At 44.3% G+C, this 14731-nt stretch carries 14 protein-coding genes; 7 read left to right on the forward strand and 7 right to left on the reverse strand.

The annotated features are described in order from the left end of the window. Nucleotides 1-332: 332 nt before the first annotated feature. From AOB57_RS02265 to AOB57_RS02290, 6 genes are all read right to left on the reverse strand, one after another. Nucleotides 333-479, reverse strand: coding sequence for a DUF2795 domain-containing protein (locus tag AOB57_RS02265; RefSeq protein ID WP_082384051.1), 147 nt, complete (start codon nucleotides 477-479; stop codon nucleotides 333-335). 111 nt (nucleotides 480-590) lie between these two features. Beyond that, entirely contained in the window at nucleotides 591-797 is a 207-nt protein-coding gene (locus tag AOB57_RS02270) for a DUF2795 domain-containing protein (protein ID WP_054297783.1), read from the reverse strand. Between the two features lie 76 nt (nucleotides 798-873). Continuing rightward, complete coding sequence (locus AOB57_RS02275; protein ID WP_054297784.1) at nucleotides 874-1080, reverse strand: DUF2795 domain-containing protein; 207 nt, start codon at nucleotides 1078-1080, stop codon at nucleotides 874-876. Nucleotides 1081-1193: 113 nt separating this feature from the next. Beyond that, entirely contained in the window at nucleotides 1194-1382 is a 189-nt protein-coding gene (locus AOB57_RS02280) for a DUF2795 domain-containing protein (protein WP_054297785.1), read from the reverse strand. A 31-nt stretch (nucleotides 1383-1413) separates the two neighbouring features. Further along, on the reverse strand, nucleotides 1414-1587 hold the full coding sequence (locus AOB57_RS15005) for a DUF2795 domain-containing protein (protein WP_082384047.1): 174 nt from the start codon (nucleotides 1585-1587) through the stop codon (nucleotides 1414-1416). A gap of 214 nt (nucleotides 1588-1801) precedes the next feature. Continuing rightward, nucleotides 1802-2002 carry a DUF2795 domain-containing protein gene (locus AOB57_RS02290; RefSeq protein ID WP_054297786.1) on the reverse strand — a complete coding sequence of 67 codons (201 nt, stop codon included), beginning with the start codon at nucleotides 2000-2002 and terminating at the stop codon, nucleotides 1802-1804. 696 nt (nucleotides 2003-2698) lie between these two features. Here AOB57_RS02290 and AOB57_RS02295 point away from each other — a divergent pair. Next, nucleotides 2699-3730, forward strand: coding sequence for a calcium/sodium antiporter (locus AOB57_RS02295; protein WP_054297787.1), 1032 nt, complete (start codon nucleotides 2699-2701; stop codon nucleotides 3728-3730). Between the two features lie 442 nt (nucleotides 3731-4172). Here the strand turns inward: AOB57_RS02295 and AOB57_RS02300 are convergent, their stop codons facing one another. Further along, the gene (locus tag AOB57_RS02300; protein ID WP_054297819.1) at nucleotides 4173-4844 is read right to left on the reverse strand and encodes a diacylglycerol/polyprenol kinase family protein; all 672 of its coding nucleotides are present in this window, start codon (nucleotides 4842-4844) and stop codon (nucleotides 4173-4175) included. 328 nt (nucleotides 4845-5172) lie between these two features. On the opposite strand from AOB57_RS02300, the gene AOB57_RS02305 reads away from it, so the two are divergent. The 6 genes from AOB57_RS02305 to AOB57_RS02330 all read left to right on the forward strand — a co-directional run bounded on the left by AOB57_RS02305 (nucleotide 5173) and on the right by AOB57_RS02330 (nucleotide 14664). Then, nucleotides 5173-5544: a VOC family protein gene (locus AOB57_RS02305; protein WP_054297788.1), complete on the forward strand. Its 372-nt coding sequence runs from the start codon at nucleotides 5173-5175 to the stop codon at nucleotides 5542-5544. 1011 nt (nucleotides 5545-6555) lie between these two features. Further along, entirely contained in the window at nucleotides 6556-8928 is a 2373-nt protein-coding gene (locus AOB57_RS02310; protein ID WP_054297789.1) for a hypothetical protein, read from the forward strand. Continuing rightward, nucleotides 8921-10183, forward strand: coding sequence for a hypothetical protein (locus tag AOB57_RS02315; RefSeq protein ID WP_054297790.1), 1263 nt, complete (start codon nucleotides 8921-8923; stop codon nucleotides 10181-10183). Before AOB57_RS02310 ends, AOB57_RS02315 begins: the two co-directional genes overlap by 8 nt. A 30-nt stretch (nucleotides 10184-10213) precedes the next feature. After that, nucleotides 10214-10726, forward strand: a complete 513-nt coding sequence (locus AOB57_RS02320; protein ID WP_054297791.1) for a CARDB domain-containing protein — start codon at nucleotides 10214-10216, stop codon at nucleotides 10724-10726. A gap of 32 nt (nucleotides 10727-10758) precedes the next feature. Further along, on the forward strand, nucleotides 10759-11925 hold the full coding sequence (locus AOB57_RS02325; protein ID WP_054297792.1) for a hypothetical protein: 1167 nt from the start codon (nucleotides 10759-10761) through the stop codon (nucleotides 11923-11925). Nucleotides 11926-11961: 36 nt separating this feature from the next. Next, nucleotides 11962-14664 (forward strand): transglycosylase SLT domain-containing protein, encoded by a 2703-nt coding sequence (locus AOB57_RS02330; protein WP_054297793.1) that lies wholly within the window; start codon nucleotides 11962-11964, stop codon nucleotides 14662-14664. Nucleotides 14665-14731: the final 67 nt, after the last annotated feature.

A 14731-nucleotide genomic window follows, 5' to 3' on the forward strand; every position in this document is an offset into this window, starting at 1 on the left:
TTATGGAGATTTATTGCCTGGGGATCTCGATGAACTAATTGAATTATTAATATCTGGCATGATGATTTATTTTTACTGCACCAAATCTTATTAAGTTTTAAAAATCTCTCGTCTTGAGTAGGGTGTTTCCTAAAAACCTATATTTTTATTTTGCAGCATATCTTTGTTAAAGTTATAACACTGGAATTTTGATAAAAATAGGGAAATTCCTTTCAGATACTGCGTTATTTAGAAAGAAAGGAGGTTTAATTGTGGCCTCCCATTTTATCTGTATAGTGGGGGAGCTTTTTCACCTGCTCCCCTTCTAATGCCTTACTGGCTCTAAAGTAGAGTTATTTTTCTTCAAATTCCTCGCTGACATCTGCAGCATTGGTGCACTCCTTGTCCGGAAGATCTTCCAGACATTCAATTACCTCACTGCTGGCGTCATGCTTTTTAACATTCTCAATAAACTGTTTCTTAATTACGGGATAATCTATATCTTTTAGAGCTTACTGAACTCCAACTGGATTGGTTTGTACTAGACTATCCCCTTTAAAGCTTAATCACCTTTAAGCTCTGTAAAATCTGCACCGCTGGAATTTGTGTTCTTACCTTTCTCCACCAACACGTTTTCCGCTGAATTCCTGAGCTACATCCGCAGCGTTGGTGTATGATCTGTCTGGAAGCTGCTGCAAGTCAGTAATTATCTGTTCGCTTGCACCGTGACTCTGAGCATAACTAACAATCTCGCTCTTGCTTTTAGGAAAATCGATGCCTTTCAGTGCGTGTTCTATGTCAGCCATACTTGTTCTCATAAATTTTCCCCCGTTACTCAAATATAGTTTGTTTAAATTTCTATCAATGTCTGCAGTATTCTTATTATCTTATCCCTTACCTTTCTCCACCAACACGTTTTCCGCTGAATTCCTGAGCTACATCTGCAGCGTTGGTGTATGACCTGTCTGGAAGCTGCTGCAAGTCAGTAATTACCTGTTCGCTTGCACCGTGACTCTGAGCATAACTAACGATCTCGCTCTTGCTTTTAGGAAAATCGATGCCTTTCAGTGCGTGTTCTATGTCAGCCATACTTGTTCTCATAAATTTTCCCCCATATTTCTTGTTTATTTGTTTTCTGATTCTTTATTAATGTCTAAGGCGCTGACGCAGGTCTTATCAGAGAATTTTTGATATTCCCCCCTTATACAATGGTTTTACTTTCCAGAAAATTCTTTACTAACATCAGCAGCGTTGGTATATTCCTTGTCTGGAAGACTTTCAAGAACCTGCATAACCTCATTGCTGGCATTATGCTTTTTAGCATGCTCAATAAGGCCCTGCTTTCTTACAGGATAATTTATATCCTTCAGAGCTTTTTGAACTTCAATTGGACTGGTTTGCATAATTTTCCTCCACGTTTCCTCCACGTTTTGTTTACTTATTTTCTAACTCCTTGTTAACATCTGAGGCGCTGGTGTATACTTTGTCCGGAAGACTCCTGATGTCTTCTAATACACCCTCGCCTGCATTATGCATCTTTGCGTGCTTAACAAGGTCCCTCTTCTCTGCAGGATATTCTGTATCTTTTAAAAACCCTCTGAACAGAATCCAGACTCGTTTGCATAACTTTCCTCATTGTTGCGCAGTTTCGTTTGCCTGCTAACAGGCATTACATGTTTGTTTCCTGTCAGAAGGGCTTTCTGGTGTTTTCATTTGTTCTGGCACATATTTTCTGGTATTCAATAATATCATCGGCAGACTATCCTTTACATGGATAACGCCTGGATATTTATGAACTACCTTAAATTGCTGGTCAGAAAATTCACTGTGCTTTTGGTTTCGGAGGTCTGACACGTTCACTTTCCAGACGTTCGATTTCCTTGGTAACATCATCAGGGGTGTTATACTCAATTTCAGGTATTCCCCTTAGAAGGTCCAGAACATCACTGCTTGCCTGCTTACCTTCGGCAAACTTTACAAGGTCATCTCTGCTTGCAGGATAACCCATTCCTCTGCCGGTCATAAACTCATAAACCTGGCGCGGATTTCTTTTTACAAGTTCACCTCCATGAATTCAGGTAGCTATTACCTTTCCCTATAAGTTGCCCACCCTCCATTGGAGTATTATGTAAGATATAATATAAAAAAGAATTCAACTCAAACGTTTGGTAGAAGATGATTATTTTAGTCTGGAAGCTTTTCGTTTTTTTTTATAATTAAAGAATAAACATACCTGTAAACAAAGGTTTTTGGTTAGCGTCTATTGAAGGGTGTGCCCTTAAAGATAGTTTGGTTTAAAACATGAGAACTAAGGAGAAAAGCTCCATCACAACGGCTAATGTTGCCGGAAAACTACTCCATCAGGAAATAAGTTTATCACATATACAGAAAAACTTTCTTGAAAGCTACTGAGATTCAGAGTTAATAAATTAAAATAAATTTATCTGTATTCTGGCTTCAGTTCTATAATATAAAACTAATGATAAGCCTATCTGAGGGCAGGCGTGTAAAATTTTATTACTAACCAGATATCAGGATTTATTTACATATTATAAAAGATCAGGCAGAGCATTCGCCTGTTAATGAAAAATCTTAAGATGCCTGGCATATAGAAAGTATGTTTTCTCCTTTTAACTGAAAACCTTTAATACATATTCTCTAGATAAAAATCCAGATCACCAACACTAAACTCAGGAAAGAATAGATCAGACGTATTTTTATGATTGCAGAAAATCTTCTAATCCTTATGCTTAGCCTCGTTCTTCTGGTCAAAGGTTCAGACTACTTTGTAAAATCAGCTTCGACCATTGCGGAAAAACTGGGTGTCTCCGAATTTGTTATAGGGCTGACCCTTGTAGCAGTCGGGACATCGATTCCGGAACTTGCTTCGTCGATAGCTGCTGCTCTTCAGCAAGCAAGCGGTATTGTAATAGGAAATGTCGTTGGGTCAAATATCGTAAATATAGGGTTCATTGTCGGGCTGGCAGCAGTTATCTCTCCAATGAAGACCGAAATTGAGATGCTCAGGAGAGATGGTTATATCATGCTTTTTGCAGCTTTACTCTTCTTTGCTTTTGCCCTGAACGGGGAACTCTCGATACTGGAATCAGCCTTTTTCATACTTATCTTTATAGCCTATGTATTTTTCCTGTTTGAGGAAGCCGAGAAATACGAGGGAAAGCTGCATTTCAAGGAGTTCGTAGTATACTTTTTTAAGTTCGAATATATAGTCAGAGCAAGGCAAAAGCTCGGTAGTATCAGAAATGAAAGCACCGGAGCTGAGGATTTCGCGCCCAGAGAAGGTTTCGCAAAAGATATTCTGATTCTGGTAGTCAGTTGTGCAGCAATTATAATCGGGGCAAGGTATTTTGTAGAGAAGTCAATCTTTTTTGCAGAGTTCCTTGGGATTCCCGAAACCATAATAGGTACCACTCTTGTAGCAGTGGGCACTTCCCTCCCTGAGCTTGTGGTGACAGTAACTGCAGCAAGGCAGGATTTCGGAAGTATAGCCCTTGGTAATATTATAGGCTCAAACATCGCAAACGTATTTTTAATTCTTGGACTTTCAGGGTTGATCTATCCTATAGCTGTCGATCAAATAAGTCTATTCTTCACAACTCCGGTTATGATTTTGATAAGCGTGTTACTCCTCGTGTTTATCAGCACTGGCTGGGAAATAAAAAGGTGGGAAGGAGTGGCTTTAATGGCTTTTTATGCAGCTTTTCTTCTGGTGCTGCTCAGCATGGGTTGAGGAAAATAGAGGACTGAAAAATTTCTGGAAAACAGCCAGAGGTAAAAATTTGTGCCTGCTTTACGGAAAATTTCAAGCTTTTCACTATATTCTCTAATCAGGCGTTTTAACCGTTCCAGTTTTCCAGAGTACTCCAAACTAATAAATTCGGTTAGAACCAGCCTGTGAAAAAATTAAAAACCGGTTCAGCCATTGTTACTCTCCTGCCAATCAAAGTAAACTCATCAGTAGCCATATCAAAAACAGCAGGATGATCAATCCAAGAATTATTCTTAAAATCCCTACCACTACCAATTTATATACCCCCTATTTTTATAAATAAATAAAAAATAGATTTCATATAATATAATTCTAGAGCATGCTCTAGGGAATTCCTCAGATGTTTGTTAAATCCACAATAAGCATGGGTAGACCTGAAAACAAAGGAATTAAAAGATTATCATTAAAGAAAACCCACAATAAACATAAGTAGACCTGAAAACAAAGGAATCAAAAGATTATCATTAAAGAAAAACCTGAATATCATTTGCGAGTCAAATTGCCGGATTGTTTGCAAACCTATAACGCTTTCTAGCAGCATCCCACCTGCAGCCCCGACAAAAGCCTGAATAGGGGTCACAAAAAACAAAGACGCCAGAAAGGCTGATATTATACCTGAGACTGTTCCTTCTACGGTTTTTTCCCTCGAATATGGCAGTTTATGCTTGCCTGCCAGTACACCTGCAGCAGTTGCTACCGAATCCCCGAAAGCAACTATCGCAATGGAAGCATACACTATTTCCTCAGGGAATAATATAAAGGAGAGGATTATGCCGCAAAGAAGCAGAATAGTCCCTTTAAGCGGTATAGTCTGCTTCGAAGCCCTTCCCCACTTGCACAGGGAAGTAGATAATGAAAGAGGGAGCTTATCGAGGAGAATGGCTACTGAGATAGCTATATGAGAAGCAAGCAGAAACAGCAGGAGAGCCAGAGCCATATCTCCGGCTGCCCGAATTAAAAGAATTAAAATTACACCCGTCGACAAGTGTATTAACTGGCGCTCAACCTCGCCTTTAAGAACGGCTCTTTTATCGAGGTAATCGCACTTTAAATTCTGGGTGTATTCATTTGCCATGGAATCACTTTTCATTGACCTGATACTGGTATGGTACCGATCGGCCAACCCCAGTTAAAAATCGAAAGATAAAGAACTGAAACACAGCTTTATACTCTGGAATTTTGCTCAACAAACAAACATATTCTGAAATATATAAATATATACGGAATAAATTTATATTTTTGTATCATGCAAAATCCGGTTACTCGCCTCAACTATCAGGGAAGAAATACTGAGGCTCTATGCTAAAACATATTTTCTCCAGGGTTTAAACTGGAAAACCTTTAAGGTATCTGTGTACCCAAGATCTATATTCTTCAACGTCCAGTAATGTTGGGGAATACAAATGCCAACAATAGTCCACTTTGACATTCCGGCAGACGATCTTGAGCGAGCAAAGAGTTTTTATTCAAAACTGTTTGGCTGGAAATTTGAAAAGCCCATAGAAACAATGGAATATCACCTGATTGACACAGAAGACCTTGAAGGAAAAAAAGGGCCAGGTGGAGGCCTTGGAAAAAGGGGAACTGCAGAACAGAAAATTACGAATTTTATAGGTGTCCCCTCAGTGGATGAGTACCTTGCGAAAATTGAAAAACTCGGAGGTAAGGTGCTCATGGCAAAAACCGCCGTGCCAGGCATGGGATATCTTGCAATCTGCATGGATACTGAAAATAACCCCTTCGGGATCTGGGAAGAGAATGAGGAAGCTAGGTAATTTTAACCTGACCTCCTCCTTTTTAAGAAGAGATTCGTCTTTTATAACTATTCAACCATAACTATTCAACCGGGCAAACAATATCAATGTCTATATTAAGTCTGGATATATAAGTCCGGATGAGCAGATTTTAATTAACTGATTTCCCTTAACTGCTTTTCTTAACTTAATTTTGCTTCCTCCGCCAGTCAATAATCAGACTGGTAAGCCGATAAAATCGGCATTATTCAACCAATTTTAGATAACGACATCGGAGAACCATGTGCCTGAAAAACTGGAAACCGAGCTTCAAAATATATATTTTATAACAGTTATATACAATTATAGTTTTATACTATTGCATTAAATTAATATTTATCTTATACAAGTGAACAATCGGGGACATGGGTAAATTCACTGAATCGCTGTAGGGGGTCAATATTAAAAATATTGTTAGTCAGGGACGTGGCATTAAATAATCTCACAAATTGCTTCAGGTAATTTTGTAATTGCTGATAGTAACTTGAGTGTGGTTATTTGAGTGTGGTTATTGGCTGAGATGTCAGACTCTGGCAACCCAGTACTAAAGACCTCTGTGCTCTGTTAGCTGCTGCTTTTTACAGGAGAAAAACGCGATCAGTGAAATTCGCGCAAAAGCATGAAGAGTTAGAGGCTGATCTTCTTGCATTGCTGAAGCGTATTGGTTAACAGTGTTACTCAAATAAGATGAACATCAAGCTCGCCAGCTAGGAAACAATAGAATCCAACAGTCAATAGCTTAGAGACATTTTACTCGAGAGTTTAACGCCAAAAATACGAGAAGTTTGTGGGTTGATCTGATTTGACAGCGTGAGCCTGAGAAAAGTTAAGTTATCAAAAAGGCGCTGCATCAGACTGACCCAGCTTTTCTTCCTACGATGTGAACCAGTAACGGACAGATCGCGCAGATTCCAGCCTGCTCATGCTCTCTATTACTTGAAAGACGGAAAAAACCTTCGCAATGTCACGAGAAAAACCTAAAGAGGTAATGATATGAAGAATCAAGCACCGTTCCTGAACATCAGTAGTTTCGCTGTGGAGGAGGTAACTCAAGAAATTTTTGAGACTTCAACCCCTCCCAGCACCCCATTTTTATCTCTTTACGAATCTGAAGAAACCGGTGGCGTGATTGATCCGGAGACTGAAGAATACGTTCAATTTCTCAATGAACTTTACGACGAGGAATTCGATGAAGCTCTATACGGCCTGGTAAGCGAAGCTGCTTCCCTTTATGAAGTCCGCTTTACACATGAAAACGGAGATTCTAGAATTATCGGCTACGAAGCTGAAAGATTCCTCAACCAGCACTTTGCCCCGCTCATTACAGAATCCGAAGCTATGCTTGGGAGCCTGGAAACAGAACTTTCCCAGCGAGATATTAAAAGCCTTTCAGAATATGAAATTGGAGAAATCGTTGATAGGTATAAGCCTTCGATTGAACTCACTCCCAACTTTGAAAATTTTCTGGGAAGACTTAAAAAGGCAGTCAAGAAAGTAGCCGGCAAGGCTGTAGACCTTGCAAAAAAGGGGATCAGCGCTGCAGCCAAGCTTGGCATTGGGCCAATACTCAACAAGCTCAAGGCGCTTATCAAACCACTACTTAAGCGAGTTGTTCAGACCGCAATTGGAAAATTACCCGTTCAACTCCAACCCATGGCTAAGAAATTGGCTGAGCGCCTTCCTTTTTTGAAGGAATTTGAAGAAGGTAATTATCCTGTACCAGAGGACACCGAGCTTTCAGAGATCTCACTGATTCAATATGAATTCGACCAGCATGTTGCAAATGTACTTTTCGCCCACACTGAAGTTGAGCAGGATCTGGAAGTTTCCCAGGTACTGACTGAGCAGCAGATTCCTGATGTTTATCCCCTGGCTGAGCTGGACAATGCCAGGAACGATTTTGTTGAGAAACTGCAACACCTGAAGGAAGGAGAAGATCCCACTCCATACGTTGAAAATTTTATCCCTGCCATTCTTCCGGCTCTAAAGGTTGGAATCAGACTCATTGGGCGTAAAAAAGTCGTGGATTTTCTGGCTAAATTTCTGGGCAAGCTCATACAGAAATTCGTCGGCCCGCAGCATACCCCTGCACTCTCACAGGCTATTGTAGATGCCGGTTTGCGCCTCATCCATCTGGAAGCAACATATGAAGACGAGTCGCGTGCTGCTTCTTCGGCTGTGGCTGCTACCATTGAGGAAACTGTGCGCCGTGTGGCTGAACTCCCGGACTATATTCTTAATGACCAGGAACTTCTCGAAGGCTTTGTGCTGGAAGCCTTTGAACAGGCTGCAGCTACAAATCTCCCACAGGTTCTTCCTGAGGAAATTTATCAAAAGCGCCCTGACCTTGGAGAAGCAAGGAAACTCCGCAGCACCTGGATCACAATGCCTTCTGGGAGAAGGAAACGGTATAAAAAGTTCAGCCGCAAAATTCCGACCAGGCTTTCACCACATAAAGTTTCGGCTATCAAGACCTTTGAGGGTATCTCTCTGGAGGAGTTCCTGGAAGAAAAACTTGGAGTTGCGCCCGGTGAAGAAGTCGAGGCAATTGTTCATCTTTATGAGAGCATTCCAGGCACACGCCTGACAGATATCTCCCGACTGGAAGAAAACAGTACTGGATTGAATACTCAGGATGCTTATGAGCAACTCCATCCACTAACAGCGGATGCAGCAGGACTTCTGCTAGGGGAACCAGAGTTGGGTAGGGATGTAGACCCCAGGTATCTCATTGACCCTTACTCTACCACAGTTGGGCAGCGGTTTTACTATCTTGAAATTCCCGGGAAGCGTCCTCTCATGACACCAGTGGCGCCAGGGCAGGCTAAAATGCGCCGTGCAACAAGCGTAAGGGTTATTCTCGACTTTCCCAGAAACGAAATAGAGGTTCGCCTCTTCCTGAGTGAGATCCGCGCTCAAGAAATTGCCGTGAAACTTCGACAGCATACACACATTGGCACAGTTACAGCCCGCTTGCAGAAACCTATTAAACGTGGGCTACGCCGCGCACTCTCAGGCTCGCCTGGGCGGCTGAAAATAATTCACGAAGCCGTAACACCGGATCAATGGTCAAGTGCCTTCCAGCGGTTGCCTTCTTTGGTTCCAATGATTCTCCTGGGCAAGCTGAATGAGTGGGTTCTTAAAGGGATTTCAGACCATCTGAAGCAACATTCAGAGGCGTTCATCCAGGCTGCCTCAGACACTGCTGATGGCGTGACGCTTGTAGTTACCGTTGAAAATCCGCCAGGGTTTCCACAGCTTCGTCAGGCTCTAAAAGGAGAAAGCCTCTCACTCCCCAGCCTGAAAATGTCAGATGGCACACCAACTGTGAAAATAAGAGTTACTCCGGGGTACTCGCATGAGTGATCCAAATACTGCGGTCAGGACTCAGCTCACCCGTCAGGTAGCTCACTGGACTGCCGCTGCAATGCGGCTTCAAGATCTGGACGATCTGGCATCGCCTTCTGCGTGGAATAGCCTCGAGCGCTATCTCGGTTTGTCAATTCGGCAGCATCTAACCATGGTAGTAGAGAAGTTAAAACGCGAAGCCATCTTGTTGCAAACTTCCCTTGACTCAGCCTTCTCTATAGCCGATCTATCGACCGTAAGGCGTCAATTACTGACCTTTCGCAGGCGGTACCTGCGCGTTGAGGCGACACTGGACTTTTATGCTGATGCAATTAGCACCCGCACAAGTACGAAAATGGCAGGTCTTCTGAGAGCCTGTGATACCCTTGCGCACCGGAGTATGGCTCAAATTCTTGATCAGCTTGGAAAGCCGACCCCGATAGCACTCACCTATATTGATAAAGGCTTGGGAGCCTCGATTCTGAAAGCCGGTCTGCGCCTCTGGGACGAGACTAGTTTAAACCCGGTTGCAGCCATCAAAATAACCCGACATAACCTGCACCGTCCGACTGCTCTGATTCATGAAGCTGGTCATCAAGTAGCACATATTGTAGGCTGGAGTGAAGAACTTTCTAAGGCTCTTACAGCGGGCCTTACAGATACACCAGCAGGAGTTGCAGAGGCATGGGGGAGCTGGGCGTCGGAAATTGCTGCGGATGCTTTCTCTTTTGTACACACCGGCTATGCAAGTGTGGCTTCTTTATACGACGTGGTGGACGGTGGAGAGTCAGTAGTTTTTCGGCACCCTCCAGGCGACCCACATCCCGTAGGCTACCTTCGAGTGCTACTTGGTGTGGAGATGTGCCGGCAGTTCTATGGAGCAGGTCCCTGGGATGATCTTGCCCTTGCCTGGACTCAACAATATCCTCTGCAGAGAGCATCAGGTACATCCGGGCAGTTACTCAGGGAATCTGTGCCTCTTCTCCCGAGTATTGTCAATATCACGCTGCGCAAGCCCATGCGGTCTTTCGGTGGACGTCCGCTTGTTGCCCTGATCAATCCCGAGCGTGTCAAACCGGAGACGCTTCTGGCACTGGAGCAACAGCTTGGTGCTGCGCTGTATACCTCAATGCACTGGATCTGGACTGAGGCACTGCGCCTCTTAGCTCTTACGGGCTTGCGGAAAGCGACATCGGTTGACCGTACAACTGAGACAATAAAGTTACAGGAACAATGGATGCTAAGACTTGGCGGCGCTTTGCAGGCCGCTTAACGGTTTATAATAAATTGAGGAGACCAAACTATGACAGAAAGTACTACAGAAATCGCCCAAAAAGAATTCAGCGTGATTCGGGATTTATTGCTTGTGCCATTAAAGCCGGATTTGAGGAATGAAGAACTTCCCAGCCACAGAAAGTGGAGAAGTGGATGTATTCCTGTAGGGCTTCCAGATTTAGTGCCTGTTAAGCCGCCTTCTGATAGAGAAGGCTTGGAGGGTTTCTGTAATCTGAGAGAGGGGGAGGAAGGAGAAAAGCTGCTGGTGGTTACTGTCGAGAACAGAGGCAATGCGACTGCACCTCAATCTACTACCAGAGTGACCTTTGTTGACTTAAGTAACTTCAATATCAGTGAGACCAGCGACAAAATTACATCGGAAATTCCAGCAGGCAAATCCATTGAACTCGAGTTTGATATGCAAAGATGCTCCAGTTCGAATTGCCTGTTTATTATAACTGTCAATGCTAAATTTGAGATCAATGAATCCGATTTGACAAACAACGTAGCCATTGGGCTGTGCAGATCCAGCCCGCTCTGATAGAGAAATAGAAAGAGATGGAGGATTAAAATATGTTTAGACGTTTTGCAGGCAAAATCCCTGAGGGAGCTTTAGCCCTCTTTAAATGTCACCCGCTGGAGTTGACAACGTTACTGGAAGTAGCCTGGAAGAGCAGAGTTCACGATGCTGCAAAGGTTTTAGGACATCCAGGACACAGGAGTGATATCCTTCCAGTACCCGATTTCTGGCTTAATCCGATGAGTAGGACAGCCAGCATCGAACCTCCCACCGGTTCGGAAGCCGTAATAGGACCCTTGCCGCCAGTAAATCCCTTAACAGGTACGACTCTGGGGAATGCTCTCAATTTCTCCCAGGATCCGACGCAGCGCCGTACAGTCCTGTGGGACCACCTAATCTATGCCTACATGGTTGAGAATACCAGGATTTATGAGATTTTCCGCCGTGTGCTTTACGAGTTCCTGTATGGGGAAAAGCTGGGAGTCCCATTGCCAGATGCACATCATTGGCTACGAAATACCGAAGAGTTATTCTACAGAGATCCTCCGTCATTCTTTATTACCAGCATTACCAGTGACATTCGGGGAGACCTGCGCGCTTATCGACGGAGTGCCTATCAGCGGATGTTTGGCATGGATCTGAACCACGGTACTGAAGACGGCAAACCATATCCCTATGTCAGAGCCGAAGCAGCAAATAATGAGTTTGTTCCCACATTCGAGGAGTTCCTTAGAGAGGTCTGGATCGGAATTGAAAACTTAAAAAACGGGATCGGGCCTAATCCTACTGACGATGCCAAAATCGCCGATCTTGCCGAGAAGCTGCACGACATGCTCACTACGCGTAGGATAAATGGTAATCTGTCACGTGAAGAATTTGTCTTTGTCTCGATGATGTCCTGGTTCCACCTGACCGTGGAGTTTGATTCTCCAATCGTTGTATCACTAAGGGCAGAAGCTTCAAGTCCTGAACAAAGGCTCTTCAAGATTGCACAACGGGTTGGATTACCGGCTCATGGCCTTTCCAAGAGCTACTTCGATATTGCTGATTTTATTTCAAGGGTTCTTATATTGATTGAGACTGGAGCTTACAATACTCCAGCAGCCGCGTCCGCTTTTTATAAAGAAGGGTTCCTTCAGGACGCCATGAAAACTATTATCCGGCACTGGTCTATAATCACCGGACGTGAAATGAAAGCCAGGAAAGTTACGACAACATAAGACCGACCAGCTCTGACAATCCGGAGGAACTTCGCCATGCCTTCAAAGGATAAGCAACGCGAGGATTCGCCCTTCCTCTCAGAGGGCGACCTTGAGACTCCCTTTCTTGACAGGGAGCTTTTTGTCAAGGAAGTTGAGCCAGAGTTAGAAGCACACCTTGAAACACTAATTAGCGAGAGCCCATTTACGCACGCGTTTGAAGAGAGTCAATGGAAAATCTTTGAGCCAGAAATTTATGAGGAAGATATTTATGAAGAAACAGAAGAGCCGGAGATAGAGAGCTTTTACGAGCGTGAGGCTGAACCTCAAGAGGAAGATTTTAGAGTGTGGGATGATACCTTAGAGCAACCCTACGCAAGAGAGTTAGAGGTCACCGAGGCAGATGAACTGGAAGATGAACTCTTTAGTGAAGAACGGGCTGGCGCAGACAATTATCCGGCGGACGAAAATGAAATCTACAGTGAGAATGAATTTTCGGATCTTGAATATGGCACTGATGAATTCTATTACCCGGATGAAGGTGCATATGCTGAAGTAGATAGGGAGAGTTTTCCCGAAGAGAAGTTGTTTATCCCGCAACGGATGTGGGTCGAACCAGAGGAAACCTGGATAGAACTGGAAGAAGAAGGAACATACCCTTTAGAAGAAACAGTATACGGGAAAGAAGAACCATTACTGGACGCAGAGTTCTTTATTCAATCTGAGGAAGAAGGTATAAATTGGCCGAGTTTCGAGTCTGAGCTGGGTCCTGCAATACCTGCTTACATCACAGAATTTGCCACAAATTTGGGGAAAGAATGGTCAAGGCTCAGGAACGGTTCGCCATCAGCAGGGGAAATAACTAAGTGGCTTCTGCAGGATTACCAGGACACTCTGGAGGGTGCCCGTCTCAGGTGGAAGGATAACTATAATAAGGGAAAGTACACGGTTGAAGCTATTGGCCGGGCCTGGATCATAAGTCGCCAGGAGAATATGAAATTTCAGATTTCTTCTTTGTCCGGTGGCACTAAACCTTTAATGAACTTTAAACCACCTGCAGTTTCGGTTACAATGGTTTCCAGTAAGCTGATCAGTGGCAGCAGCAAGGCACCAGTAGCACCTATTACAGTAAAATTTGTGGAAGAGTTACGCCAGCGCTATCATAAACCCTTGGGTGTATCCAATTACCGGGGACATGGCGGAGGAAGTTTCCTAAATAGGGGCTATTCTCTTGATTTATTTCTTAAAGGTTTAGATGAAAGAAAGTTTTACCCGTATAAAGAGGCTATTGAGTTCTTGAAGGCGGTTAAAGAGGCTGCCAGGGCAATTCAGGCAGAATGGCGGGTAATTTATAATGATTTTTCTGTGGCAAAAGCTATTAACCAGGAGACCGGTCGTGAGAATGTTATTTTTGTAGGCAAGGCAGTAAAGGGCAAAAACAACAGGGTTATTGGCCTGAATTGGCACGGACCGGACCCTCTAATCCTCCACTTCCATCTTGACCTTGCCCCCGGCGCAAGCATTTCGGAGGGAGACATTAGACCTTCTACAACACCCGTTACACCCGTGACGCCCACTCCTGCAATAACTGCTCCTGCAACGTCTGTTCCAAAGCCGTCACAAAGTGCAGCTAAACTAGCCGCTGAGCTGGTGCGATTCGCGCAGCGAATACTGAACACAGTCGAGGGAGAACGGCTTAGCCCGGATGGGAAGCTTGGACCTCTTACAAGGGGCGCACTCGAGCGCTTCCGCAGGAAATACAGCCTTGGCACTGGTGGCGTGCTCGATTCTAAGACAGAAATTGCCCTTATCCAAAGGGCATTTGAAGAACTTGCTCAGCAGTCGATATTCGCCCAGTTTGGCTTCTTAGATGCGCGCACGAAAGAGACCTTATCAAAGTTCAAGTCCGAACGTGGGCTTGGTTTCAATGCGACGATTGATGCGGCTACACGCGCGGCGTTAGCTGACGCAGTGACACGGCGCCTGACTCCGACGCCTCCTGCACCCAGCTATCCAAAGAACGCAGCCGCAGGTGGAATTAAGGTGAGCGATAAAGTGGTCTCCATGGTTGAGCGGTATCGCCCGCTTGTAGAGGCGGCGGCTGCGAAGTATGGTGTAGATTCGGCGCTTATCCGTGGAGTTATCGCAGCTGAATCAGGAGGCAACAAAGATCTCGTCGCAAAGAGTGGATATACCGGCCTGATGCAGTCAAACAAGGGTGAAATTTACAAACAGCCCGCGGTGTCCATTGACTCAGGCACAAAGAAAATCCGTGACTTTCGCATCATTATGGAGAATGTGCTGAAAGAACGTGGTCAGCGTTACGACCAGCTTCCGGAAGCTGAGCAGCTTCGTTTGCTCGCCCTGGCTTATAATGCAGGGCCGGTAACCGTAGCCAAGGCGCTGCAGTACGCCGCAGAGTACGGAAGTCCCGAGCGCTGGCTTGATGGCGAACACTACAAGCGGGCATTGTTGTTCACAGGGGCGTACAGCCTTAAACAGGCAGAAGCATCTTGCCTCAAAGGTATGGACCCATTGGAAAAGAAGTCACGTATGGAAGAAGCGGTACGTGTCTGGAATCAATGGCGTCTGGGCACAAAAAAGGTTAACTGGCGGAAACTGCAAGATCCACCACTCTGGTCGAGTGTCTCGGCAAGTCTACCGCCATTTATCGTGTGCGCCATTGAATTTAAACATCGCAATAGTCCAAAATATGCTGAAAAGATCATGGCGTATCGAGCCCGTTTTAAATCACTCTGAGTACTTTCTTATCTTCTTATATGATTCATGAGTGACTTGCAGATACAGGGAACGTCAGGTGATTTTC

This window comes from Methanosarcina flavescens, assembly GCF_001304615.2.
Classification (GTDB): domain Archaea; phylum Halobacteriota; class Methanosarcinia; order Methanosarcinales; family Methanosarcinaceae; genus Methanosarcina; species Methanosarcina flavescens.

What these genes read in the sequence shown, in the direction of transcription:
- AOB57_RS02270 (WP_054297783.1), bottom strand. Translation starts at nt 797, where the DNA reads ATGAGAACAAGTATGGCTGACATAGAACACGCACTGAAAGGCATCGAT.
- AOB57_RS02275 (WP_054297784.1), bottom strand. Translation starts at nt 1,080, where the DNA reads ATGAGAACAAGTATGGCTGACATAGAACACGCACTGAAAGGCATCGAT.
- AOB57_RS02280 (WP_054297785.1), bottom strand. Translation starts at nt 1,382, where the DNA reads ATGCAAACCAGTCCAATTGAAGTTCAAAAAGCTCTGAAGGATATAAAT.
- AOB57_RS02290 (WP_054297786.1), bottom strand. Translation starts at nt 2,002, where the DNA reads ATGACCGGCAGAGGAATGGGTTATCCTGCAAGCAGAGATGACCTTGTA.
- AOB57_RS02295 (WP_054297787.1), top strand. Translation starts at nt 2,699, where the DNA reads ATGATTGCAGAAAATCTTCTAATCCTTATGCTTAGCCTCGTTCTTCTG.
- AOB57_RS02300 (WP_054297819.1), bottom strand. Translation starts at nt 4,844, where the DNA reads ATGGCAAATGAATACACCCAGAATTTAAAGTGCGATTACCTCGATAAA.
- AOB57_RS02305 (WP_054297788.1), top strand. Translation starts at nt 5,173, where the DNA reads ATGCCAACAATAGTCCACTTTGACATTCCGGCAGACGATCTTGAGCGA.
- AOB57_RS02310 (WP_054297789.1), top strand. Translation starts at nt 6,556, where the DNA reads ATGAAGAATCAAGCACCGTTCCTGAACATCAGTAGTTTCGCTGTGGAG.
- AOB57_RS02315 (WP_054297790.1), top strand. Translation starts at nt 8,921, where the DNA reads ATGAGTGATCCAAATACTGCGGTCAGGACTCAGCTCACCCGTCAGGTA.
- AOB57_RS02320 (WP_054297791.1), top strand. Translation starts at nt 10,214, where the DNA reads ATGACAGAAAGTACTACAGAAATCGCCCAAAAAGAATTCAGCGTGATT.
- AOB57_RS02325 (WP_054297792.1), top strand. Translation starts at nt 10,759, where the DNA reads ATGTTTAGACGTTTTGCAGGCAAAATCCCTGAGGGAGCTTTAGCCCTC.
- AOB57_RS02330 (WP_054297793.1), top strand. Translation starts at nt 11,962, where the DNA reads ATGCCTTCAAAGGATAAGCAACGCGAGGATTCGCCCTTCCTCTCAGAG.